The 18,985-nt window shown below is 59.7% G+C and carries 18 protein-coding genes; 15 read left to right on the top strand and 3 right to left on the bottom strand.

Annotated elements, in window-relative coordinates:
- The first annotated feature begins 14 nt into the window (after positions 1 to 14).
- Positions 15 to 938 (top strand): cyanophycinase, encoded by a 924-nt coding sequence (locus IC235_RS02455; RefSeq protein WP_191003576.1) that lies wholly within the window; start codon positions 15 to 17, stop codon positions 936 to 938.
- A gap of 419 nt (positions 939 to 1,357) precedes the next feature.
- Here the strand turns inward: IC235_RS02455 and IC235_RS02450 are convergent, their stop codons facing one another.
- A complete protein-coding gene (locus tag IC235_RS02450) occupies positions 1,358 to 2,353 on the bottom strand; it encodes an isoaspartyl peptidase/L-asparaginase family protein (RefSeq protein ID WP_191003575.1) in 996 nt (331 codons plus the stop codon).
- A 124-nt stretch (positions 2,354 to 2,477) separates the two neighbouring features.
- Here IC235_RS02450 and IC235_RS02445 point away from each other — a divergent pair, with 124 nt between their 5' ends.
- Together IC235_RS02445 and IC235_RS02440 are read left to right on the top strand one after the other, a co-directional pair.
- Entirely contained in the window at positions 2,478 to 2,897 is a 420-nt protein-coding gene (locus IC235_RS02445; protein ID WP_191003574.1) for a DUF3127 domain-containing protein, read from the top strand.
- A gap of 123 nt (positions 2,898 to 3,020) precedes the next feature.
- Entirely contained in the window at positions 3,021 to 3,647 is a 627-nt protein-coding gene (locus IC235_RS02440) for an AlbA family DNA-binding domain-containing protein (RefSeq protein WP_191003573.1), read from the top strand.
- A 540-nt stretch (positions 3,648 to 4,187) separates the two neighbouring features.
- On the opposite strand, the gene IC235_RS21940 is transcribed toward IC235_RS02440, so the two are convergent.
- Positions 4,188 to 5,741 carry an alpha/beta hydrolase-fold protein gene (locus IC235_RS21940; RefSeq protein WP_223847038.1) on the bottom strand — a complete coding sequence of 518 codons (1,554 nt, stop codon included), beginning with the start codon at positions 5,739 to 5,741 and terminating at the stop codon, positions 4,188 to 4,190.
- A gap of 141 nt (positions 5,742 to 5,882) precedes the next feature.
- Here IC235_RS21940 and IC235_RS02425 point away from each other — a divergent pair, with 141 nt between their 5' ends.
- From IC235_RS02425 to IC235_RS02380, 10 genes are all read left to right on the top strand, one after another.
- Positions 5,883 to 6,587: an alpha/beta fold hydrolase gene (locus IC235_RS02425; protein WP_191003572.1), complete on the top strand. Its 705-nt coding sequence runs from the start codon at positions 5,883 to 5,885 to the stop codon at positions 6,585 to 6,587.
- Positions 6,588 to 6,736: 149 nt separating this feature from the next.
- Positions 6,737 to 7,867 carry an ATP-grasp domain-containing protein gene (locus tag IC235_RS02420; RefSeq protein ID WP_191003571.1) on the top strand — a complete coding sequence of 377 codons (1,131 nt, stop codon included), beginning with the start codon at positions 6,737 to 6,739 and terminating at the stop codon, positions 7,865 to 7,867.
- 101 nt (positions 7,868 to 7,968) lie between these two features.
- The gene (locus IC235_RS02415; protein ID WP_191003570.1) at positions 7,969 to 9,066 is read left to right on the top strand and encodes a carboxylate-amine ligase; all 1,098 of its coding nucleotides are present in this window, start codon (positions 7,969 to 7,971) and stop codon (positions 9,064 to 9,066) included.
- Positions 9,067 to 9,205: 139 nt separating this feature from the next.
- The gene (locus IC235_RS02410) at positions 9,206 to 10,030 is read left to right on the top strand and encodes a type 1 glutamine amidotransferase (protein ID WP_191003569.1); all 825 of its coding nucleotides are present in this window, start codon (positions 9,206 to 9,208) and stop codon (positions 10,028 to 10,030) included.
- A gap of 139 nt (positions 10,031 to 10,169) precedes the next feature.
- On the top strand, positions 10,170 to 11,360 hold the full coding sequence (locus tag IC235_RS02405; protein ID WP_191003568.1) for a hypothetical protein: 1,191 nt from the start codon (positions 10,170 to 10,172) through the stop codon (positions 11,358 to 11,360).
- A gap of 394 nt (positions 11,361 to 11,754) precedes the next feature.
- The gene (locus IC235_RS02400) at positions 11,755 to 12,411 is read left to right on the top strand and encodes a hypothetical protein (RefSeq protein ID WP_191003567.1); all 657 of its coding nucleotides are present in this window, start codon (positions 11,755 to 11,757) and stop codon (positions 12,409 to 12,411) included.
- Between the two features lie 322 nt (positions 12,412 to 12,733).
- Positions 12,734 to 13,270 (top strand): YceI family protein, encoded by a 537-nt coding sequence (locus tag IC235_RS02395; protein ID WP_191003566.1) that lies wholly within the window; start codon positions 12,734 to 12,736, stop codon positions 13,268 to 13,270.
- Between the two features lie 146 nt (positions 13,271 to 13,416).
- Positions 13,417 to 13,932 (top strand): YkvA family protein, encoded by a 516-nt coding sequence (locus IC235_RS02390; protein WP_191003565.1) that lies wholly within the window; start codon positions 13,417 to 13,419, stop codon positions 13,930 to 13,932.
- Positions 13,933 to 14,110: 178 nt separating this feature from the next.
- Positions 14,111 to 14,410 carry a hypothetical protein gene (locus IC235_RS02385; RefSeq protein ID WP_191003564.1) on the top strand — a complete coding sequence of 100 codons (300 nt, stop codon included), beginning with the start codon at positions 14,111 to 14,113 and terminating at the stop codon, positions 14,408 to 14,410.
- Positions 14,411 to 14,473: 63 nt separating this feature from the next.
- Positions 14,474 to 15,343 (top strand): DUF1571 domain-containing protein, encoded by an 870-nt coding sequence (locus tag IC235_RS02380; protein ID WP_191003563.1) that lies wholly within the window; start codon positions 14,474 to 14,476, stop codon positions 15,341 to 15,343.
- A 218-nt stretch (positions 15,344 to 15,561) separates the two neighbouring features.
- Here the strand turns inward: IC235_RS02380 and IC235_RS02375 are convergent, their stop codons facing one another.
- Positions 15,562 to 16,434 (bottom strand): SDR family oxidoreductase, encoded by an 873-nt coding sequence (locus IC235_RS02375; RefSeq protein ID WP_223847037.1) that lies wholly within the window; start codon positions 16,432 to 16,434, stop codon positions 15,562 to 15,564.
- 262 nt (positions 16,435 to 16,696) lie between these two features.
- Between IC235_RS02375 and IC235_RS02370 the strand changes: the two genes are divergently transcribed.
- Together IC235_RS02370 and IC235_RS02365 are read left to right on the top strand one after the other, a co-directional pair.
- The gene (locus IC235_RS02370) at positions 16,697 to 17,575 is read left to right on the top strand and encodes an NAD(P)-binding domain-containing protein (protein WP_191003562.1); all 879 of its coding nucleotides are present in this window, start codon (positions 16,697 to 16,699) and stop codon (positions 17,573 to 17,575) included.
- A gap of 36 nt (positions 17,576 to 17,611) precedes the next feature.
- Positions 17,612 to 18,880: a BaiN/RdsA family NAD(P)/FAD-dependent oxidoreductase gene (locus IC235_RS02365; protein ID WP_317173517.1), complete on the top strand. Its 1,269-nt coding sequence runs from the start codon at positions 17,612 to 17,614 to the stop codon at positions 18,878 to 18,880.
- Positions 18,881 to 18,985: the final 105 nt, after the last annotated feature.

Raw genomic sequence — 18,985 nt, 5'->3', positions numbered from 1 at the left:
AGCTTAATCATCCATTGAAAACCATCATCCCGCTCGGTAAGCTCATCGCCGTGGGCGGCAACGAGGACAAGGGCACCTACCCCAACCCTCGCACCCGCCGCAAGTACTACCTCAACTTTTTTGAGTTAGGCATTCTGAAACGCATTGTGCTGGAGTCGGGCAAGGCCGATCCGCGCATTGAGGTTGTTACCACCGCCTCCATGATTCCGGAAGAGGTCGGGCCTATCTATACGGGTTCGTTCGCCATGCTGAATTGCCTGAACGTGGGCATCATGGACATTCGAACGCCCGAGGACGCCCGCCAGCCCGAGTACCTGGAGCGCCTGCTGGCCGCCGACGTGGTCATGTTTTCGGGGGGTAACCAGTCGCGGCTGCGCGAAATGTTTGGCGAAACCGACTTCCTCGATCGGCTGATTCAGCGCTACTACGCCGAGCCGAACTTCGTGATTGCCGGCACCAGCGCCGGGGCCATGGCTATGTCGCAGCACATGATCCGGGGTGGCTCCGTGCCGGACGCCCTGCTGAAGGGAGCCGTGAAAATGGGGGCCGGCCTGGGCCTGCTGCCAGCCGCCATTGTCGATTCGCACTTTGTGAAGCGCGGCCGGTTTGGCCGGCTGATTGAAGCGGTGGCGCTGTACCCCAAGCTCATCGGCATTGGCCTGGGCGAAGACACGGGCGTGCTCATCACCGAGGGCAACTGGGTCGAAACCATTGGCTCCAACCTGGTTATCATCCTGGATGGGCACAACATCCAGCACAACAATGCCGCCGCGGCCAAGAAAGGGACGGTGCTGTCGATTGAAAACGTAACCATGCACGTGCTGGCCAAGGGCAACGTGTACGACATGCGGGAGCGAAAATTCTACGCCAGCAAAAATGCCCTGGCTACCCGCGTACCCGCCCCCGCTCCCCTCGACGTCGATTCGGCAGTTAGGTAAACCTGGCGGCCGCTTCAGCTGATTTCAGCCGGCGGATTAGCCCACAATTAGCCTCACAAGCCCGCTCATTATATTAGATGAGCGGGCTTTTTTGTGCCTCCATGAATGGTTTATATTTAAGGAGTGCCTTCTCGACAAAAGGCGAAATTTTCTCGGAGTCGACTATACTATGGGCTAAGCCGTGAAGAGAGTTCCCCTACCCGACTAGGCGCAGCTCGCCGGCTGGCCCGGCGTGGCGCGAGGCAGCCGCTGATGTGCCAGGATTGGTTCTAAGGAGTGTGGTACCATGAAGCCTCACGGACGATTATATCCGCGGGCCTCCGGTTCGGGGCTCCGCTTCGGGCTTGACTGCTGTGCTGGACCCAAATTCACCGCACTGCTCTGTTCGTACCCCACCTCGGTCCTGACCACCTTCCTCCTTATTTATAGATGGCCACTACCGCTTGGCCTCCTTCGATGCGGCTGGCCCGGTACATGCCTTCCGAATTGAACGGCAAGGCCACGTGGCCGGCCGCGTCCACGGCAATCAGGCCGCCTTCGCCGCCGGCCGGCGCCAGCTTGTCGTGCACCACTATCCGGCAGGCTTCTGCCAACGATAGCCCCCGGTACTCCATCAGGCAGGTGATGTCGTAGGCCGCCACGGCCCGGATAAAATACTCGCCGTGCCCGGTGCAGCTGATGGCGCACCGGTCGTCGGCCCAGGTGCCGGCCCCGATCAGGGGGGTGTCGCCGATGCGGCTGTAGCGCTTGTTGGTCATGCCCCCAGTGCTGGTGGCGGCGGCCAGGTGGCCGTGCTGGTCGCGGGCCACGGCCCCCACGGTGCCTTTTTTCCAGTTAGGGTCGGGCGCGGCGGTAAACTTATCCGGTTCATCGAGCGGGGCCGTGGCGGGCAGGTCGGGCACGGCCCCGGGCTGGGCCTGGCTGTGGTCGAGGCGCATGCGGCCTTCGCGCAGGGCCTCCTGCAATTGGTTGAAGCGGTGCTGCGTGAAGAAGTATTCGGGCGGCTGCAACGGCAGGCCGTGCTCGCGGGCCAGCTCGTCGGCGCCCGGATAGGCCAGCAGCACGTGCTCGGTTTGCTCCATTACCAGGCGGGCGGCGCGGATGGGGTTTTGCACCTGCCGCACCCCGGCGACGGCCCCGACCAGGCGGGTGTGCCCGGCCATGATGGCCGCGTCCATCTCGTGGTGGCCCTCGTGGGTGAACACGGCGCCGCGGCCAGCATTAAACAAGGGGCAGTCTTCGAGGTTGCGCACGGCGGCCTCCACAGCGTCGAGGGCGGCCCCGCCCTGTTGCAAAATGCCGTAGCCGGTAGCCAGGGCCGCTTCCAAGGCAGCGCGGTAGTCGCGTTCGGCGTCAGGGGTAAGCGAGGCGCGGGCAATGGTGCCGGCCCCGCCGTGAATTGCGAGAGCGAACATTAAAGAATAAAAAGTGGGGAAATATGCCCCCAAAGGTAGCCGGTGGGAACGGCCAGCCGATGGCTAATGTTTTTTTTCGTAGGTTTGATGTTCAAGTTTTAAAATTCCCAAACACCTTACATTTATGGCATACGACGTAACCGGCCGGCTGCACGAAATATTTGACGAACAGCAGGTAAGCGAGAAATTCCGCAAGCGTGAGTTCGTACTCGAAGTTCAAGATGGCCAGTATCCCGAGCATATCAAGTTTCAAATGGTTCAGGATAAGACGACTCTCATTGACCCCTACAAAATGGGTGATGAGGTGAAGGTCACCTTCAACCTGCGCGGTCGTGGCTTCAACAAAAACGGCCAGATGCTGTATTTCACCAACCTGGAAGCCTGGAAGATCGAGCCGGCCGCGGGCGGCAACGCCGGCAACAGCTACGGCGGCGGTCAGCAGGCGGCCCCCCGCCCGGCCGCCCAGAACCAGAATCCTACCTTGCGGGCTCAGCCTTCGGTGGCCCCCATCGCCAGCGACGACGACAACGACCTACCCTTCTAGCTTCTAGCCAGTGGCTTCTAGCCAGCGCCGAGGCTACCAGGTAAGTAACCCAAGCAGCCCAGAAAATGCCGCCCCTGAATACAAGGGCGGCATTTTTTGTGTGGCCAATACGTATAGTAGGTCATGGACTTACACAAGCTAATTGCGCGGGGCGAAGGCGAAGAGCTGGAGTTCAAGCAAAGAACCACCCACCCGCACCGGATTTCGCGCACCCTGGTGTCGTTGGCCAACACCCGGGGCGGCCAAGTGCTGGTGGGGGTCGACGATACCGGCCGGGTAGTGGGCGTGCGCGACGCCGAAGAAGAGCTGTTCGTGCTACGCGAAGCCGCCCAGCATTACATCGAGCCGCCCCTCACCGCCCTACGTTTCCGGGAGCTGGAAGAAGATGGCCGCACCGTGCTGGTCGTGACGGTGCCCGAAAGTTTCAACAAGCCCCACCGGGCCCAGGTGGCGCCCGGCGACTGGCGCGGCTACGTGCGCGTGCGCGATGCCAGCGTGCAAACCAGTGGCCTCACCGAGAAAGTGCTCGAGCGCCAGCAGCCCGAGTCACGCTTCGAAAAAATCCCCCTCAACAAGCAGGAGCTGGCCGTGCTCGAACACCTGAAAAAGCATCCGCGCATTACCCTGGCCCAGTACATGAGGCTCGTGAATTTCGGCAAGCGCCGGGCTTTCCAAACCTTAATCAAATTGGTGCTACACGGCTACATTCGCCACCACGACAAGGAAAAAGAACCTTACTATACACTCTGAACCACGGACCACGGATTCGCTCGGATTTTTCGGATTGCACGGATTTTGGACCACGGATTCGCCCGGATTTTTCGGATTACACGGATTTTGTGGACGATAGCAGTCTACCTCTTTCTTTAAATTTATTCAAAGGAAAAAGCCACTCGTTGAGTGGCTTTTTCCTTTGTGCCCTCGGCGAGCATAAGCTAATAGGTACTATCGCGCCGTTCACAAAATCCGTGCAATCCGAAAAATCCGGGCGAATCCGTGGTCCAGAATCCGTGCAATCCGAAAAATCCGAGCGAATCCGTGGTCCCTATTCCTGCTTGCGGGCGCGGGCTATTTTCTTTTCTTCTTTTTCCGCTTTTTTCTCCTTCATGGATTTAACGGGCTCTTTCTTTTTCTCTTTACGGGCGTCTTGTGCTTTAGCCATGGTTGAAAAGAAGGTTAGGTGACGAGGGTCTGAGAGGTAGCCTGAAGTACGGGCTGGGTGGTGAAAGACCCAACGCGCGGGCGGGCCGACATGGTATGTGGGGCGAAGGTAGAAATTTTGCCGTACCTCTACAAAATGGGCAGATACCGCTCGCGCAGAAGGTTGAGGTGGTGCAGCTCGTGGCCGGGCACCATGTAGACTAGGGCGCGCACCGTGGCGGGGCCGCCATTAGCGGTGCCTCTACGATCGAGCTGTTCCTCCGTGAAGCTGTCGAACAGGGCCAGGGTGGCGGCGCGGGTGGCGTCGTACTCGGTCAGCAGGCTGGCCAGGGGGCGCGCATTGGCGTTGCTGTTGGCGACGTAATCGTCTTGGTCGAATCCTGGCAGGTCCTGACCGTCGCCGCGGGCGAAGCGCATGGCGCGGTAAGCAAATACGCGCTCGGTATCAATTTGGTGGGCGAGCATTTCCTTGAGCGACCATTTGCCTGCCGCGTACCCTTTTTCGGTCTGGGCTTCGCTTAGGTTGGCAAGCTGGGTGTGCAGCTCCGGGCCTATCGCGCGCAACACGTCCCGCGGGTCGGCATTGGCTGGTACCAGGTTGATGTAAGTGGCGGCGTACGGTAGGAAATCTCCTTCCGTGGGGCGGGCAGTGGACATGCTAGTCGTGGTGATGGTTGAAGTAAGGGTAAGGTCAGCGGAAGCCGGGGCGGGTGGCGTCGGCGCGGCTCCCGGCAATAGCAGTGGGGTGGCCGCCGCCGTGGTTTCGGCGGCAGGCACGATGGACGGGGTTAAAGCAGCGTCGAACTGCAGGCGCACCACGGGCAGGGGCTTCGGCAAGGCGGCCACAGTTGCCTCCGGCCCAAACGCCCAAACCAGGAAGTCGGGCAGGACCCGTCCCCAGGTATCGGGATGGTGCCGCCCTCCTTCTACGTGCACGTAGCGAATGGTTTCCGCGGCATTCATCCCGCTCTTGATAAGCTCTTCAACCAGGTCGAGGCAGTCCTCAATGGAATCGATGACGCCGTTCCCGTTGCGGTCGTTGTGCTCGTCGAGAGTGCCGGTTTGCAGCCAGAATCGGTGGCTGGGGTGGGGCTGGCCGGCCCGTATAAGGCCGTGCATGATGCGGTCGGCGGGCGTATAGCCGGCTCCCAGGGCCCGGTGTCGCCACCAGAACGAGCCCGAAAATACCCCCGCCCGCGCAAACACCTCCGGATGGTGCCAAACCAAATCGAACGCCGACAAGCCCCCGAGGGAAAACCCCGCCATGACGGCGGCGGCCGGGTCGGGCGAGGCCTGGTGGTTGGCTTGCGCATAGGGCAGCAATTCCTGCAGCACAAATTGCGCGTACGCCCCCGCCAGGCTGCCGCGGCCATTGAAATCGGGGTAGGCCGCGGTGCCGTATTCCTGCAGCCGCCGCTCGTTGGCGTGCATGGCAACGACGAGGAAAGGCCGCACGGCCTGCCGGGCGTAAAGGGAATTGAGCGTGGCGGGCAGCTGCAAGCGTTCCAGGTCCTGGCCATCGTTGAGGTACAGAACCGGGTATGGGCCACTCGCTTCGTCCCCGGCCGGGGGCCGGAGGATGCTCAGCTCCACGTCGCGCTCCAAGAAGCTGGAAGTCAGTACTTCGCGCAAAATTCGGGGACCGGCGGAAGCAGTAGGGGTACTCAGGGTATTGGGAAGCATTAAACAAAGTAACGCAGCCCACCTGAGTTAAGACCAAAAATCTAAATAAAACGGTTTGTCCGCTACTCGTCCGTTATTTTTCACTAGTTTTCCGCACAGCTTGAAAAAGTTCCCTCTTTCCACCTCTTTTCTTTCCCATTCGTGCAGGAACAACATCGCCGCTTTTACTCCCATCACCTGGGCCAAGACATTGACATGCTGGTATTTGGCACCTGGGGCTACCCAGTCGTTATTTTTCCTACTTCGGGCGGCCACGACAACGAGGCCCGCGACTTCAAGCTCATCGAGGCGGCCCGGCCGCTGGTGGAGGCGGGCCGGGTGAAGCTTTTTTGCATCGACAGCATCGACCAGCACTCGTGGTACGCCAAGCACCTGCACCCCGCCATTCGGGTGAGCAACCACGTGCTCTACGACCAGTTTCTGAGCGATGAGCTGGTGCCCATGCTCCAGCGGGAGTGCAACGTCGACAAGATTGGCGTGAGCGGCTGCAGCTTCGGGGGCTATCAAGCCCTGAATTTTGCCTTCCGCCACCCTAACCAGGTGGCGCACCTTTTCACCATGGGTGCGGCCTTCGACATCCGCCAGTTTGTCGACGGCTACCACGACGACAACGTGTACTTCAACAACCCGCCCGAATACCTGCCCGGCGCCCACAGCGAGCATTTTCACTGGATGAACATCATTCTGGGGACGGCCGAACACGACTTTTGCAAAGAGTCGACCTTTGAGATTGCGCGCATTCTCAGCGCCAAGGGCATTCGCTATACCTTGGATGTGAAGCCTTTTGGCAATCACGACTGGCCGGTGTGGCGCGAAATGTTCCCGCAGTACCTGAATACCATTTAATCCTCGATGCTCCGCCCTTGGCGGCATTACAACCCAATGCTGAGCTCCCGAACCAACTCCTCATTTCTAGCTAACCACCTCTCAACTACCAAAATCAACTACCAAACTTCCGAGCAACCTTCACTTATTCTGCTCTAATACCCCAAACCATGAAAAAAATCGGTATTCTTTTCGGACAGGAAAACACGTTCCCCCAAGCCTTCATCGACCGCGTGAATGCAAAAGCCCCGGCTGACATTCGCGCCGAATTCGTGAAAATTGAGCAGGTCGAACAACACGTCGCCCCCGACTACGCCGTCATCATCGACCGGATTTCGCAGGATGTGCCCTTCTACCGCGCCTACCTCAAAAACGCCGCGTTGATGGGTACCGCCGTTATCAACAACCCCTTCTGGTGGTCGGCCGACGAGAAGTTCTTCAACAACGCCCTGGCCGTACGCCTGGGGGTGCCCGTGCCCAAAACCCTGCTGCTGCCCAGCAAGGAGCGCCCCACCGACACCAGCGAGCGGAGCTTTCGCAACCTGGCCATGATGGACTGGGAGGCGGCTTTCCAGCACATTGGCTTCCCCGCCTACATGAAGCCCCACTCCGGCGGCGGCTGGAAAAGCGTGTATAAGCTGCACTCGCCCGAAGATTTCTTCCGGGCTTACGACGAGACCGGCCAGCTGGTGATGCTCTTCCAGGAAGCCGTGGACTTCACCGACTACTTCCGGTGCTACTGCATCGGCGGCAAAGAGGTGCTCATCATGCCCTACGAGCCCCGCAACGAGCCGCACCTGCGCTACGCCACCGAAATGAAAACCACTGGCCCGGCCGGCGAGAAGCTACTTGCCACCATGAAAGAATACGTGCTCAAGCTCAACGAGGGCCTGGGCTATGACTTCAATACGGTGGAGTTTGCCGTGCGCGACGGTATTCCGCTGGCCATCGACTTCGGCAACCCGGCTCCCGATGCCGATATCAACTCGGTGGGTGAGAAAAACTTCGAGTGGGTGGTAGAAGCCGCCGCCAACATGGCTATTGAGCGGGCCCAGGCCCAGCGGCCCGGCCAGGACAACCTGACCTGGGGCACCTTCGTGCACCCGCACCGCGCCGCCGCGCACGAGACCCACTTTACCGTGGCTCAGTCGACTTCGGCCAAGAAGCCCGCTGCTACCAAGGCGGCTCCTAAAGCAGCTGATAAGCCCGCCCCTGCGAAGCCGGCGGCAAAGGCTGCCGCTCCCGCGGCGCCGGCCAAGGCGCCGGCCGCTAAGAAGCCGGTCGCCAAGAAGGCCGAGTAGTTTGCCGTAGTTGCTTCCCAGGTTGGGCCCGACGTGCTGCTTAGCGCGCCGGGCCCACTAGGTCCATCCTTTATTTTAGTTTTCCTTCGTCAGCTATGGCCATGCCCGCGTTTACCCTCGGCATCGAGGAAGAATTTCAGACCATTGACCCCGGAACCCGGGAACTGCGCTCGCACCTCTCGCAAATCGTAGAGAACGGCAAAATTACCCTGCACGAGCAGGTGAAGGCCGAGATGCACGAAGCCGTAGTGGAAGTGGGCACCAATATCTGCCAGAATATTGACCAGGCCCGGACCGAGGTGCTGCACCTGCGCCGCCAGGTAATCGAGCTGGCCGATAAGCAGGGCCTCCGGATTGGGGCCGCCGGCACCCACCCTTTCTCGCGGTGGCAAGACCAGCCCATCACGCCCGACGTTCGCTACGACAAAATCGTGGAAGAGCTCCAGGAAGCGGCGCGCTCCAACCTTGTGTTTGGCATGCACGTGCACGTTGGCATCGAGAACCGCGACATTGGCGTGTACATGATGAATGCCCTGCGGTATTTCCTGCCGCACTTATTTGCGCTCAGCACCAACTCGCCTTTTTGGGAAGGCCGCGAAACCGGGTATAAATCGTTTCGCACCAAGGTGTTTGAGCGGTTTCCGCGGACCGGCATTCCCGGCTATTTCCACAGCGCCAGCGACTACGACGAATTTATTGCGCTGCTGATCAAGACGGGGTGCATCGACAACGGCAAAAAAATCTGGTGGGATGTCCGCCTCCACCCCTTCTTCGACACCATCGAATACCGCATTTGCGACATGATGCTGCGGGCCGACGAAACCATCGCGGTAGCGGCCGTGATGCAGGCGCTGGTGGCCAAAATATACAAGCTTAAATCCCAGAACCTCAACTTTCGCTTGTATCGTAGCGCCCTGATCAAAGAGAACAAATGGCGCGCCGCCCGTTACGGCCTCGACGGCAGCATGATTGACTTCGGCATTCAGCAGGAAGTACCCACCCGCCGGCTCATCCTCGAGCTGCTCGATTTCGTCGACGACGTCGTCGACGATTTAGGCAGCCGGCACGAGGTGGAATACGTACTAAAAATGATGGAGATGGGTACCGGCGCCGACCGCCAGCTCAAGGTCTTCCGTGAAACCGGCGACCTGACGAAAGTGGTCGATTTTATTATCGGCGAAACTGCTTACGGACTGTAAAATAATAAATCACTTTACCTTTGCACCTGCAACGCCTGCCTCTCGGTTGGCGTTGCTTCTTTTTTGGACCGATTTTGGCGCGAGCTACGGCTTAGCTTATTTTTATTGCCGGCCCGTGGGGCCGCTTATTTTCTGGTTTATGGAGGCTGTTCGCATTGCCATTTTGGATATGTACAACAACGCGCCCAACGAAGGCATGCGCTGTATTCGGCAACTGCTGAGCCGCGGCGCAACGGAGGCGGGGGTGCCTTTTCAGGTCGACACCTTTAACGTGCGGGCCGAGGATGCTTTGCCCGGCCTCGAGTACGACCTCTACGTTTCCTCGGGGGGCCCCGGTATCCCGCTGGCTTCGGACGAAGCCTGGGAGCCTCGTTACTTCGACTTTATCGATTCGCTGCTGGCCTACAACCGGCAGCACGACCTAAAAAAGCACTTGCTGCTGATTTGCCACTCGTTTCAACTGGTGAGCCGGCATTTGGGCCTGGGTCAGGTGAGCCGCCGGAAATCCACTTCTTTTGGAGTGCTGCCGGTCCACCTCACCACTGAAGGCTTGGCCGACCCCCTTCTGCACGGCTTGCCCGACCCCTTCTTTATTGTCGACTCGCGCGATTATCAGCTCACGCACCTCAACCACACCCGCATGGAGGAATTCGGCGCCAAAGTGCTGTGCCTGGAAAAGGAGCGCCCCCACGTGCCTCTCGAACGCGCGGTGATGGCCATCCGCTTTACCCCGGAAGTGTTCGGCACGCAGTTTCACCCCGAAGCCGACGGCGAAGGCATGCTCCGCTACATGCTGACGGACGAACGCAAGCAGCAGGTAATCACGGCGTACGGCGCGGCTAAATACGAGGAAATGGTGCACCTGCTGGCCAACCCCGACACCATCGAGCGGACTGAATCCGTCATCGTGCCCACTTTCATCCGCCGGGCTCTGGCTCAGTTAGGCCAGCTCTCCGTTGCCTGAGCAACCGCGTTCATCTAAGCAACCCTGCGAATAATTAGGGGCGCGGCTTGGACAAGCGTCGCCGGCCTCCTTTCCAACGGTTCTCTCTCATAAGCTCTTCACCCTTATCTACTTGGGTTTCGTCGGCCCATTCCCTTCTATGATTCCCGAACTACGTCACACGTACAATGCCGCGTTCAGCAACGAGCGTTATCAGGAGATGCTGGCCGCCATTGAGCAGCAACTACCGGGGCAGCTGGATTTCCGATTAGCCGAAACGCCCGTGTTTATCCCGGCCGTATTGCGCGACAAACTAATCCGGGCGGGGAAGAGCATCGTGGATGTTATCCAGCAAGATAATTTCACGCAACTAACGGAAGCCGCCATTCCGCCCGGGCAGCGCGTGCCGGGCGCGGAAGGACGACCGGAGTTTTTGACATTTGATTTTGCCGTTTGCCGCGATAGCAACGGGGAGCTGGAGCCGCAGCTGATTGAGATGCAGGGCTTCCCCTCACTTTACGCTTTCCAATCCTGGCTCCCCGAAGTTTTCAGGCAGCATTTTCCCATTCCCGATACCGTTTCGGCATTCCTGGAAACCCCATCCGCAGCGGACTACCGGGCCGAGATGCGCCAGCTCTTACTCGGCGGCGAAGCTCCCGAGAACGTGATTTTACTGGAGCTTTTCCCGGAGCGGCAAAAGACCCGAATTGATTTTGCCCTGACCAAAAAACTCTGGGACATCGAGGCGGTTTGTCTGACTAAAGTGCGTAAAAACGGGCGCCAATTATTTTATGAAAAAGAGGGCCGCCAGATACCCATCAAGCGCATTTACAACCGGGTTATCTTCGACGAATTAGCGCGCTACCCGGACTTGCCGGGCGAGTTTCGGCTGACCGACGACGTCGACGTTACCTGGGTAGGCCACCCCAATTGGTTTTTCCGCGTGAGTAAGTTCACGCTGCCCTTGCTCAGCGGGCCGTTTGTGCCGCCCAGCTATTTCTTACACGAGCTGGCCACCTACCCCGCCGACTTAGAAAACTACGTTCTCAAGCCCCTGTTTTCGTTTGCCGGCGCGGGCGTACGCCTCCACGTGACCACCGCCGACCTCGAGGCGCTGCCCGATAAGCACCACTACTTATTGCAACGCAAAGTGCAGTACGAACCCGTGGTGCAGTCGCCCGATGGCTTGGTGAAGTGCGAAATACGCCTGCTTTACATCTGGCCGCCCAGCCAAGCACGGCCGCGCCTGCTTTGTGGCCTGAGCCGGCTGAGCCGCGGAGAGATGATTGGCGTTGATTTCAACAAGAACAAAGACTGGGTGGGGGGAACCACGCCGCTATTTGAGCGATAAGCGTCTCCCTACCCTTGTCCAAAGGGGCTAACTTCGAGGCGCGAAAAGTGCAGGGGCACAGCCGATGTGAGTGCATACAGGCACATCCCTGGACTTTTTCCGCACTGTGGCGCTATTTCAGGCGCCGGTGCTAGTACTCGATTCCCCAGCCCAGAGCCACCTTGGGTTGCTCTAACCAGGTCTACTTCCTGCCAGAGCATTGCTGCGGCGGGCTGTAATCAGTGCCGCCGGGGCGGGTAGGCGTGAGCTATCAGCGGCCCAGGTAAGCTTCCGTACCCTTCACCACTACTGGGCTGACTACCTAAAACTGACTGTATTCCTCTACGGTGACCGTCGGCTTGCTCGTGCCCAAATTTAATTTACCTCAGCAACTAACCAGTTCTTAACTTTTAAAATGATGGCTATCCGACCGTACAAGACCTTAAGCTTGCTGGTGGTGCTCAGCGGTTGGTGGGCGCTGCTGCCCCGAGAAGCGCAGGCCCAAAGCGCTCCGCCCGCAGCCCGGCACGCGACTGTTTTCGACCTGACGGGGGCCGTTGGCCCCACCCTGAATTACGCCTCGGCGGCGGCCTGGCGGCTTTGGGGATTAGACACGGGCGGCCGGTTTGAGGTGGGCGCGGGCTTACGAGCCTCCTATTTTTTTAACGATGGCTACGATCTGGACCGGCAAACCGGCCCCGGCGACCCCACCATTAACGTACCGACCCCGCGCCTTTATTCCCTCAACGCGGCCTTTCACCTGCGGGCGCGGGTGGCTGGTCCCGTGCGCCTGGGCTTCAACCTCGACGCGGCCGGCCTGAGCTTCGGCCCCGAGCGCAGCATCCCGGCGGCCCCCGGGCAGGTGCGCCCCACCCGCGGCAACCTGCTGCTGGGTGGCAGCCGCGACCGGGGCTCGCTCAACTCCGAGTTTTACCTGGCCGTGGCCCTGGCCCAGGGCGTGGGCCTGCGCGCGGGCTGGAGCCATATCGTGACTGGCTACGAGAGCGACGCCAGCACCTACCGCCGCTTCCGCAACCTGGCGGCTCTGGGAGTGAGCTACTCGTTGCGCTAGCCCTACCACCACCGGGGAAGTAACAATTACGCGGCGCCTGGCTCCAGAGGCCTTATAAGTTATTGTGGCGATAATTATCTAACTCATAGCAGGTACCATCCAAAAAATAAGGTATACCTTACTTCCTCGGGTGGCCGCTTATCGAAGCCTCTCTACCGCTTCGCGGCAACTACCCTGACGAAGCGGAAGCAGTGGAGAGGCTTCGGCTGCGTTTGGCAGGACGGCTTTGACAGATACAGGTATCTTTCGGGTAGGCCCTTAGGGCCCAGTGAGGTTGGTTCCGGCTATGGCAATTTTTCTCCTACTTCTTCCTTTCCCGCTTATGTCCTTCCTTCGCCCTTTGGCTGCCAAAGCCGCGCTGCTGCTCGTCCCCGCCGCCGGGCTGCTCACCAGCAGTTGGAACCTCGACCCCGGCTACACCATCAAATTTGCGGGCACCAAGGCTGAGGGCACGTTCACGGGACTAACCGGCAACGTTGCCTACGACCCCACCGACCTAGCCAGCGCCACGATGCGCGTGGCGGTGGACGCGACGACTATTAAGACGGGTAACTCACTAAAAGACAAGCATGCTCGCGGCGAGAGCTGGTTCGACGTGGCGAAGTATCCGAACATTTACTTCCAGTCCACGGCGTTTGCCCGCGCCGGCAGCGGCTACGTGGTGCGCGGCGAACTGACCCTGCACGGCGTAAAAAAACTGGTGGCCATTCCATTTCAGTTCAGCCAACAGGGGAGCAAGGGCGTCTTCACCGGCCAGTTTAAGGTGAACCGCAAAGACTTCGGCATCAACGGCAACGCCTTTGGCTTCGTCGTTGGCGAAGAGATTGACGTGACGCTGCGGGTGCCGGTAAGCCGCTAAAGCAACGGCTCTTTGCGTACTTTGCGCCCATCCGACGCAACGTTAAGTCCGCCGGGCTGGACGTGCTCCAGGCTGCCCAGTCGCTAAACAACGCGGGGCGGTACTTACGCGTAAAGCCCGACTTATTACTCTTCAGCCCCTCGTCCATGTCCTCTCTCGCCGAAAAAGGCCTTAAGCTGTCTAAGAACGCCCTGTTCTCCCTTTTTGTGGGCCGCGCGACCAAGTTGCTCGGGCGGCCTTTCAAGGTTATCACCGTGCTGAACGAAGCGGCTGACAAGCTGGCCGACAAAAAGAGCGAAACTAATAAGTTCAAGCAGCTTTTTGAGGTGGCCCTCACCCTGGTGCGGCTGGTGCGCAGCTTCGTTCGGGGCGAGTACCGCGATATTTCTACCAGCACCGTCGTGTCGGGGCTGGCGGTGTTGCTCTACGTGCTTTCGCCCCTCGACTTAGTTCCCGATTTTATTCCAGTACTCGGCTTCCTGGATGATTTGAGCCTCGTGAGCTGGTTCGTCGGCAAGTTCCAGACCGAAATCACCCGGTTTCGGGCCTGGGAGCAAAACGGCGGCCCGGTAAGCAGCGCCACGGACGAGCCCGACGCCGCAGCCCGGCCCGCGGTGGGCGATGTCAGCCAGCCTAGTGTCGCCGAGCTGGGTCATTCTTAGCAGGAGTAGCACAAGTGGCAGTGGGGAGCATTGGTGGCGCGGCGCTCGCGCCACCCTGCTTCGGACCAGGCCCGCGCCGCCGCGAAATGAACTGGCCGCACTCCGACAACACGCGCCAACTCTACCTTTAACCAGCGTTATTCTTTATCTTTAGTTGCCTCTGTATTGCCTTGCCTCTATGCCTACGTATATCGTCACCCTCCGCCTACCCGAAGCCTACGATGATGAGTTTATTGCCCTCATACCCCGCCACCGGGATTTTATTAACCGCCTACTAAACGAGAAAATTGTTGAATTCTACGCCATCAACCGCAGCCGGAGCCGGGGCTGGATAACCATGAACGGAGACGACGAGGCGGCAGTGCAGGCCGTGGTGGAGCAATTTCCGCTCTACCACTACCTGCATGACGTGGAAATTAATGAGCTCTTCATTTTTGATAGCACCGCTTCGCGCTTCCCGCACATAAGCCCGAACTGACTGGTTGCGGGCCACAATAGCTAATACGTTACAAACTACGGCTTAGCCTTCGATATTATACCTATGGTAGCGTTGCTTGCCTCCTTCCCCTCCCCTTTCCGAATCATTTGGCCCGTGGGCGCGCTGGCTTTGTTAGCCGCCACGGCTCCGCCGACGACTCCCATCACCACCGAACAACTCATTAGCCGGCTCAGCACGGCCATCACCAACCTGAAAACCCTGCGCTGCACGGTAAAGGCCCAAGAGCGGGTGGGCAACAAAATCAACCAGGCGCGCAGCATCATGAAGCTCACCTACAACCCCTTGCGGATCTACATCAAGAACCAAAAGGGAGTCGAGGTGCTGTGGCTCGCGGGCCAGAATGGGGGCGACGCGTGGGTGTACCCGGCCAGCTTTCCCTACATAACGCTGAGCTTGGCCCCCAATGGCAAGCTCATGCGCAGCAACCAGCACCATACGGTCCTGCAGGCCGGCTTCGGCACCATCTCCGATTTGCTGCGCAGCACCGGGCTGCGGCAGGATAACGCCTACAGCCGCTCGTTCCGCTACACCGGCGACACCACCTTACAAGGCCGCACCAGCCACGTGCTGCGGTCCGATTTTCCGCAGTTCCGGTACGTAAGCTACAAAGCCGGTAAGAACGAAACCATCGCCAGCGTGGCCGAAAGATTCGGGTGCGGTGAGTTTCGCATCTTCGAACGCAACGGCTTGAGCGTGGGCGAAACCATTCCGGAGGGCAAGGTGCTGCAAGTACCCAACGCCTACGGGCGCTACACCGTCGTATGCATCGACCCCAAAACCTACCTGCCAATGCTGGTACAGGTTAACGACGACAAGGGCCTATTCGAAAAATTTGAATTTTTCGACGTAGTTCCCAATCAGCCCATCCCCCTCGCCGAGTTCACCAAAGACTACAAGGACTACAAACTCTGACCACGGACCACGGATTCGCGCGGATTTTTCGGATTACACGGATTTTGTGGACGGCGTGATAGTACCCTGTTAGCACATGCTCGCTGAGGGCACAAATGAAAAGCCACTCAACGAGTGGCTTTTCATTTGATTAAAATAAATTAAGGAAAGAGGCAGGCTACTGTCGTCCACAAAATCCGTGTAATCCGAAAAATCCGCGCGAATCCGTGGTCCGTGGTTCAGCGGCGCATGGTTTTTTCGATTTGGTCCCACATTTCGGGCGTGAGCATTTCCAGCTTGTTGAACTCGCCGGCTCCGTTTAGCCACTCGCCGCCGTCGATGGTCACGACCTCCCCGTTGACGTACGACGAAAAATCAGAGACCAGATAGGCCGCCAGATTGGCTAGTTCCTGAAACTGCCCAACCCGCTTAAGTGGCACGTTCGCGGCGGGATCCAGCTTGCTGGCCACGGGCTCGGGGAAGAGCCGGCTCCAGGCACCCTCCGTCGGGAATGGGCCCGGCGCGATGGCATTCGAACGAATGCCGTATTTGGCCCACTCCACCGCCAGTGAGCGGGTAATCGCCAGTACCCCCGCCTTAGCGGCGGCCGAGGGCACCACGTACGCCGACCCCACAGAGGCATACGTGGTCACGATGTTGAGAATGGTGCCCGGCTTTTTGTCGGCAATCCAGCGCTTGCCCACCGCCAGGGTGCAGTTATAGGAGCCACGCAGCACAATGTCTACAATCACGTCGAAGGCCTTGGACGACAACCGCTCCGTGGGACTAATGAAGTTGCCGGCCGCATTGTTGAGCAACACGTCGACTGCGCCAAACTCCTGAATGGTTTGTTCGAGCATGGCTTCGACCTGGTCGTATTTCCGGACATCGCAAGCAATAGCCAGCACTTTACCACCCGTCTGCTGACGCAGCTCATCGGCCGTTTTTTCCAGTACCTCGAGCTTGCGGCTGGTTATGGTTACGTTGGCCCCCAGTTGCAGAAAGTAGGTGGTCATGGCCCGGCCCAGGCCAGTACCGCCCCCGGTCACGATGATGGTTTTGCCCGCCAGCGCGTTGTCGCGCAGCATGGGTTGGGTGAAAGAAGTCGTCATGCGAAATTTGACTGTAGAAGTGGAAAGCGCGGCTTAATCCGCGCCCCGAAGGTACACTTCCGTCGGCCCGATTGCTGACTGCCCCAAGCTGGTTGCGCGGATTGTTCGTTTTGGTTGCGAACCACCAATGAGACGGCGCTACAAAGTCCTATAATTGGATACTTCCTCGTTCGCTAAAGCCCCCGGTTTTGGGCTGCGGAATAGGTTACCCAATTTATTCGCACCTTCGTGCTAATTAAGCAGACAAACGCATTGATTTTACATGACTAGTTCCATCACCGGGGGCTCCACGAGCGCTGCTTCGGGAGCGGAACCCTTAACCGTATTAATACTTGGCTGTGGGTGGCTGGGCATGGCCTTGGCGCGCTCGTTGGTAGCCGCGGGGCACCGCGTACTGGGCACCACCACCTCGCCCGAAAACCTGCCCGCCCTGACGGCCGCGGGCATTGAGCCTTATCTCTTGCGCCTCGGAGCAGATTTTAGCACGGCGTCCGACGAATTGCTACAGCAACTGCTGCGCATTGCCGATGTGCTGGTGCTGAACGTGCCACCCCGGGCCGCCGCTACCGGGGCTTACCCTAACCTGTTGCGGCCCGTGCACCGGGCCGTAGCCGCCGCCGGCACCCCGCATGTGCTCTTCGTGAGCTCCACCAGCGTGTACCCCAACGAGCCCCGCCTGATGCGCGAAACCGATGCCGTGAGCACGCGCGACGCGGCCTCCGACGTGCTCCGGGCCGAGGGGCATTTCGTGCCCCGCTACGGGCAGTGGAAAAGCACCGTAGTGCGCCTGGGCGGCCTTATTGGCCCCGACCGGGCCCCGGGCCGCTTCCTAGCGGGCCGCCGCGAGCTGGCCCAAGGCAATGCCCCCGTCAACCTGGTACACCTGACCGACGTGGTGGGCGTGCTGTTGGCCATTATCGAGCACAACGCGTGGGGGTACACCCTGAACGTATGCGCCGAGCAACACCCGCTGCGACGCGACTTTTACCCGACAGCGGCGCAGCACCTCGGCCTGGAGCCGCCCACGTTCAAGGACGAACCCGGGGTCAGTGGCAAAACCATCGACAGCAGCTTGGTGCGCAGCATCCTACCTTACCAATTTCAGCACGACGACGTGTTAGCCGCCCTGGCGCACTGCTAAGCCATCGGCGGCCCCCGGCGGCCGTACCTTTGCCGGGTGAAAACTGATGCAACTCAACCCCTGGTGGCCGTGCTCGGCGGCGGGGCGGCCGGTTTTTTCGGCGCGATTAGCTGTGCCGAGGCCAACCCGCGTGTTCAGGTTGTTTTAGTGGAGAAGACGGGCAAGCTGCTCAGCAAAGTTCGAGTTTCGGGGGGTGGGCGCTGCAACGTAACGCACGCCTGCGATACCCCGTCTCAGCTGGTAGCTCACTACCCGCGCGGCAGCAAGCACCTGAAAGCGGCATTTCAGCAATTTGGAGTGGCCGAAACCATTGCCTGGTTTGCCCGGCGCGGCGTGCCGCTCAAGACCGAGGCCGACGGCCGCATGTTTCCCACCACCGACTCCAGCGAAACCATTGCCCGGGCCTTGGAAGACGCTGCCCGGCAAGCCGGCGTTCGCATCCTGCTCAACACCAGTGCCGACGAGGTTCAGCCGGAACCCACCGGGGGCTTTATCCTGAAGCTCAGCGGCAGCGGCGCGGCGGCCCTGGGCAGCACGCTGCACGCCTCCGGCCTCCTGGTTGCGACCGGCGGTAACCCCAAGAGTGCCAATTATGACTGGCTGCGCGCCCTGGGCCACACCATTGCCGAGCCGGTACCTTCGCTTTTCACCTTCAACGTTCCCGATTCGCCTTTGAGCGAGCTGATGGGCGTGAGCGTGCCCCACGCCCGCGTAGTGCTGGCCGGCGAAAAGCTTCAGTACGAAGGCCCCTTGCTGGTGACCCACTGGGGCGTGAGCGGCCCGGCCGTCCTCAAACTCTCGGCCTGGGGTGCCCGGCGGCTCAATGAGCTCGGCTACGTGGGCACGGCCCTCATTAATTGGACTCCCAGCTTTACCGAAGAAACCCTGCGGCCCTGGCTGCAGCAGTTTCGCCAGGAGAACGGCAAGAAAACAGTGGCTTCCAACCCCCAGTTTGGCCTGCCCCAACGCCTGTGGCGCAACCTGACCGAACAAGCCGGCATCGCCCCGGAAATGCGGTGGAGCGACTTGCCGGCCAAATCGCAAAACCGCCTGCTGGAGCTGCTGCTGCGCAGCCCCCTGGCCGTCCGCGGTAAAACCACCTACAAAGAAGAGTTTGTAACCTGCGGTGGCATTTCCCTGGCGGAAGTCGACCTGAAAACCATGCAGAGCCGCCGCGTGCCCGGCTTATACTTTGCCGGCGAAGTGCTCGACATCGACGGTATCACGGGCGGCTTCAACTTCCAAGCCGCCTGGACCACCGGCTTTCTGGCGGGTCGGGCGCTGGCGGCGAGTAATGAACGCTGAGCCTTTTTGGCTATTAATACCTAGAGCCGTTTTTGCATTAGGAGAAAGGAATTAAAAATGAAGAATTAAAAATCAGCTGGTCCATTTTTTAATTCTTCATTTTTA

It is taken from the genome of Hymenobacter montanus (assembly GCF_014699115.1).
Taxonomy (GTDB): Bacteria; Bacteroidota; Bacteroidia; order Cytophagales; family Hymenobacteraceae; genus Hymenobacter; species Hymenobacter montanus.
The sequence above is the reverse complement of the archived record's forward strand: the minus strand, read 5'-3'. Positions and strand labels throughout refer to the sequence as shown.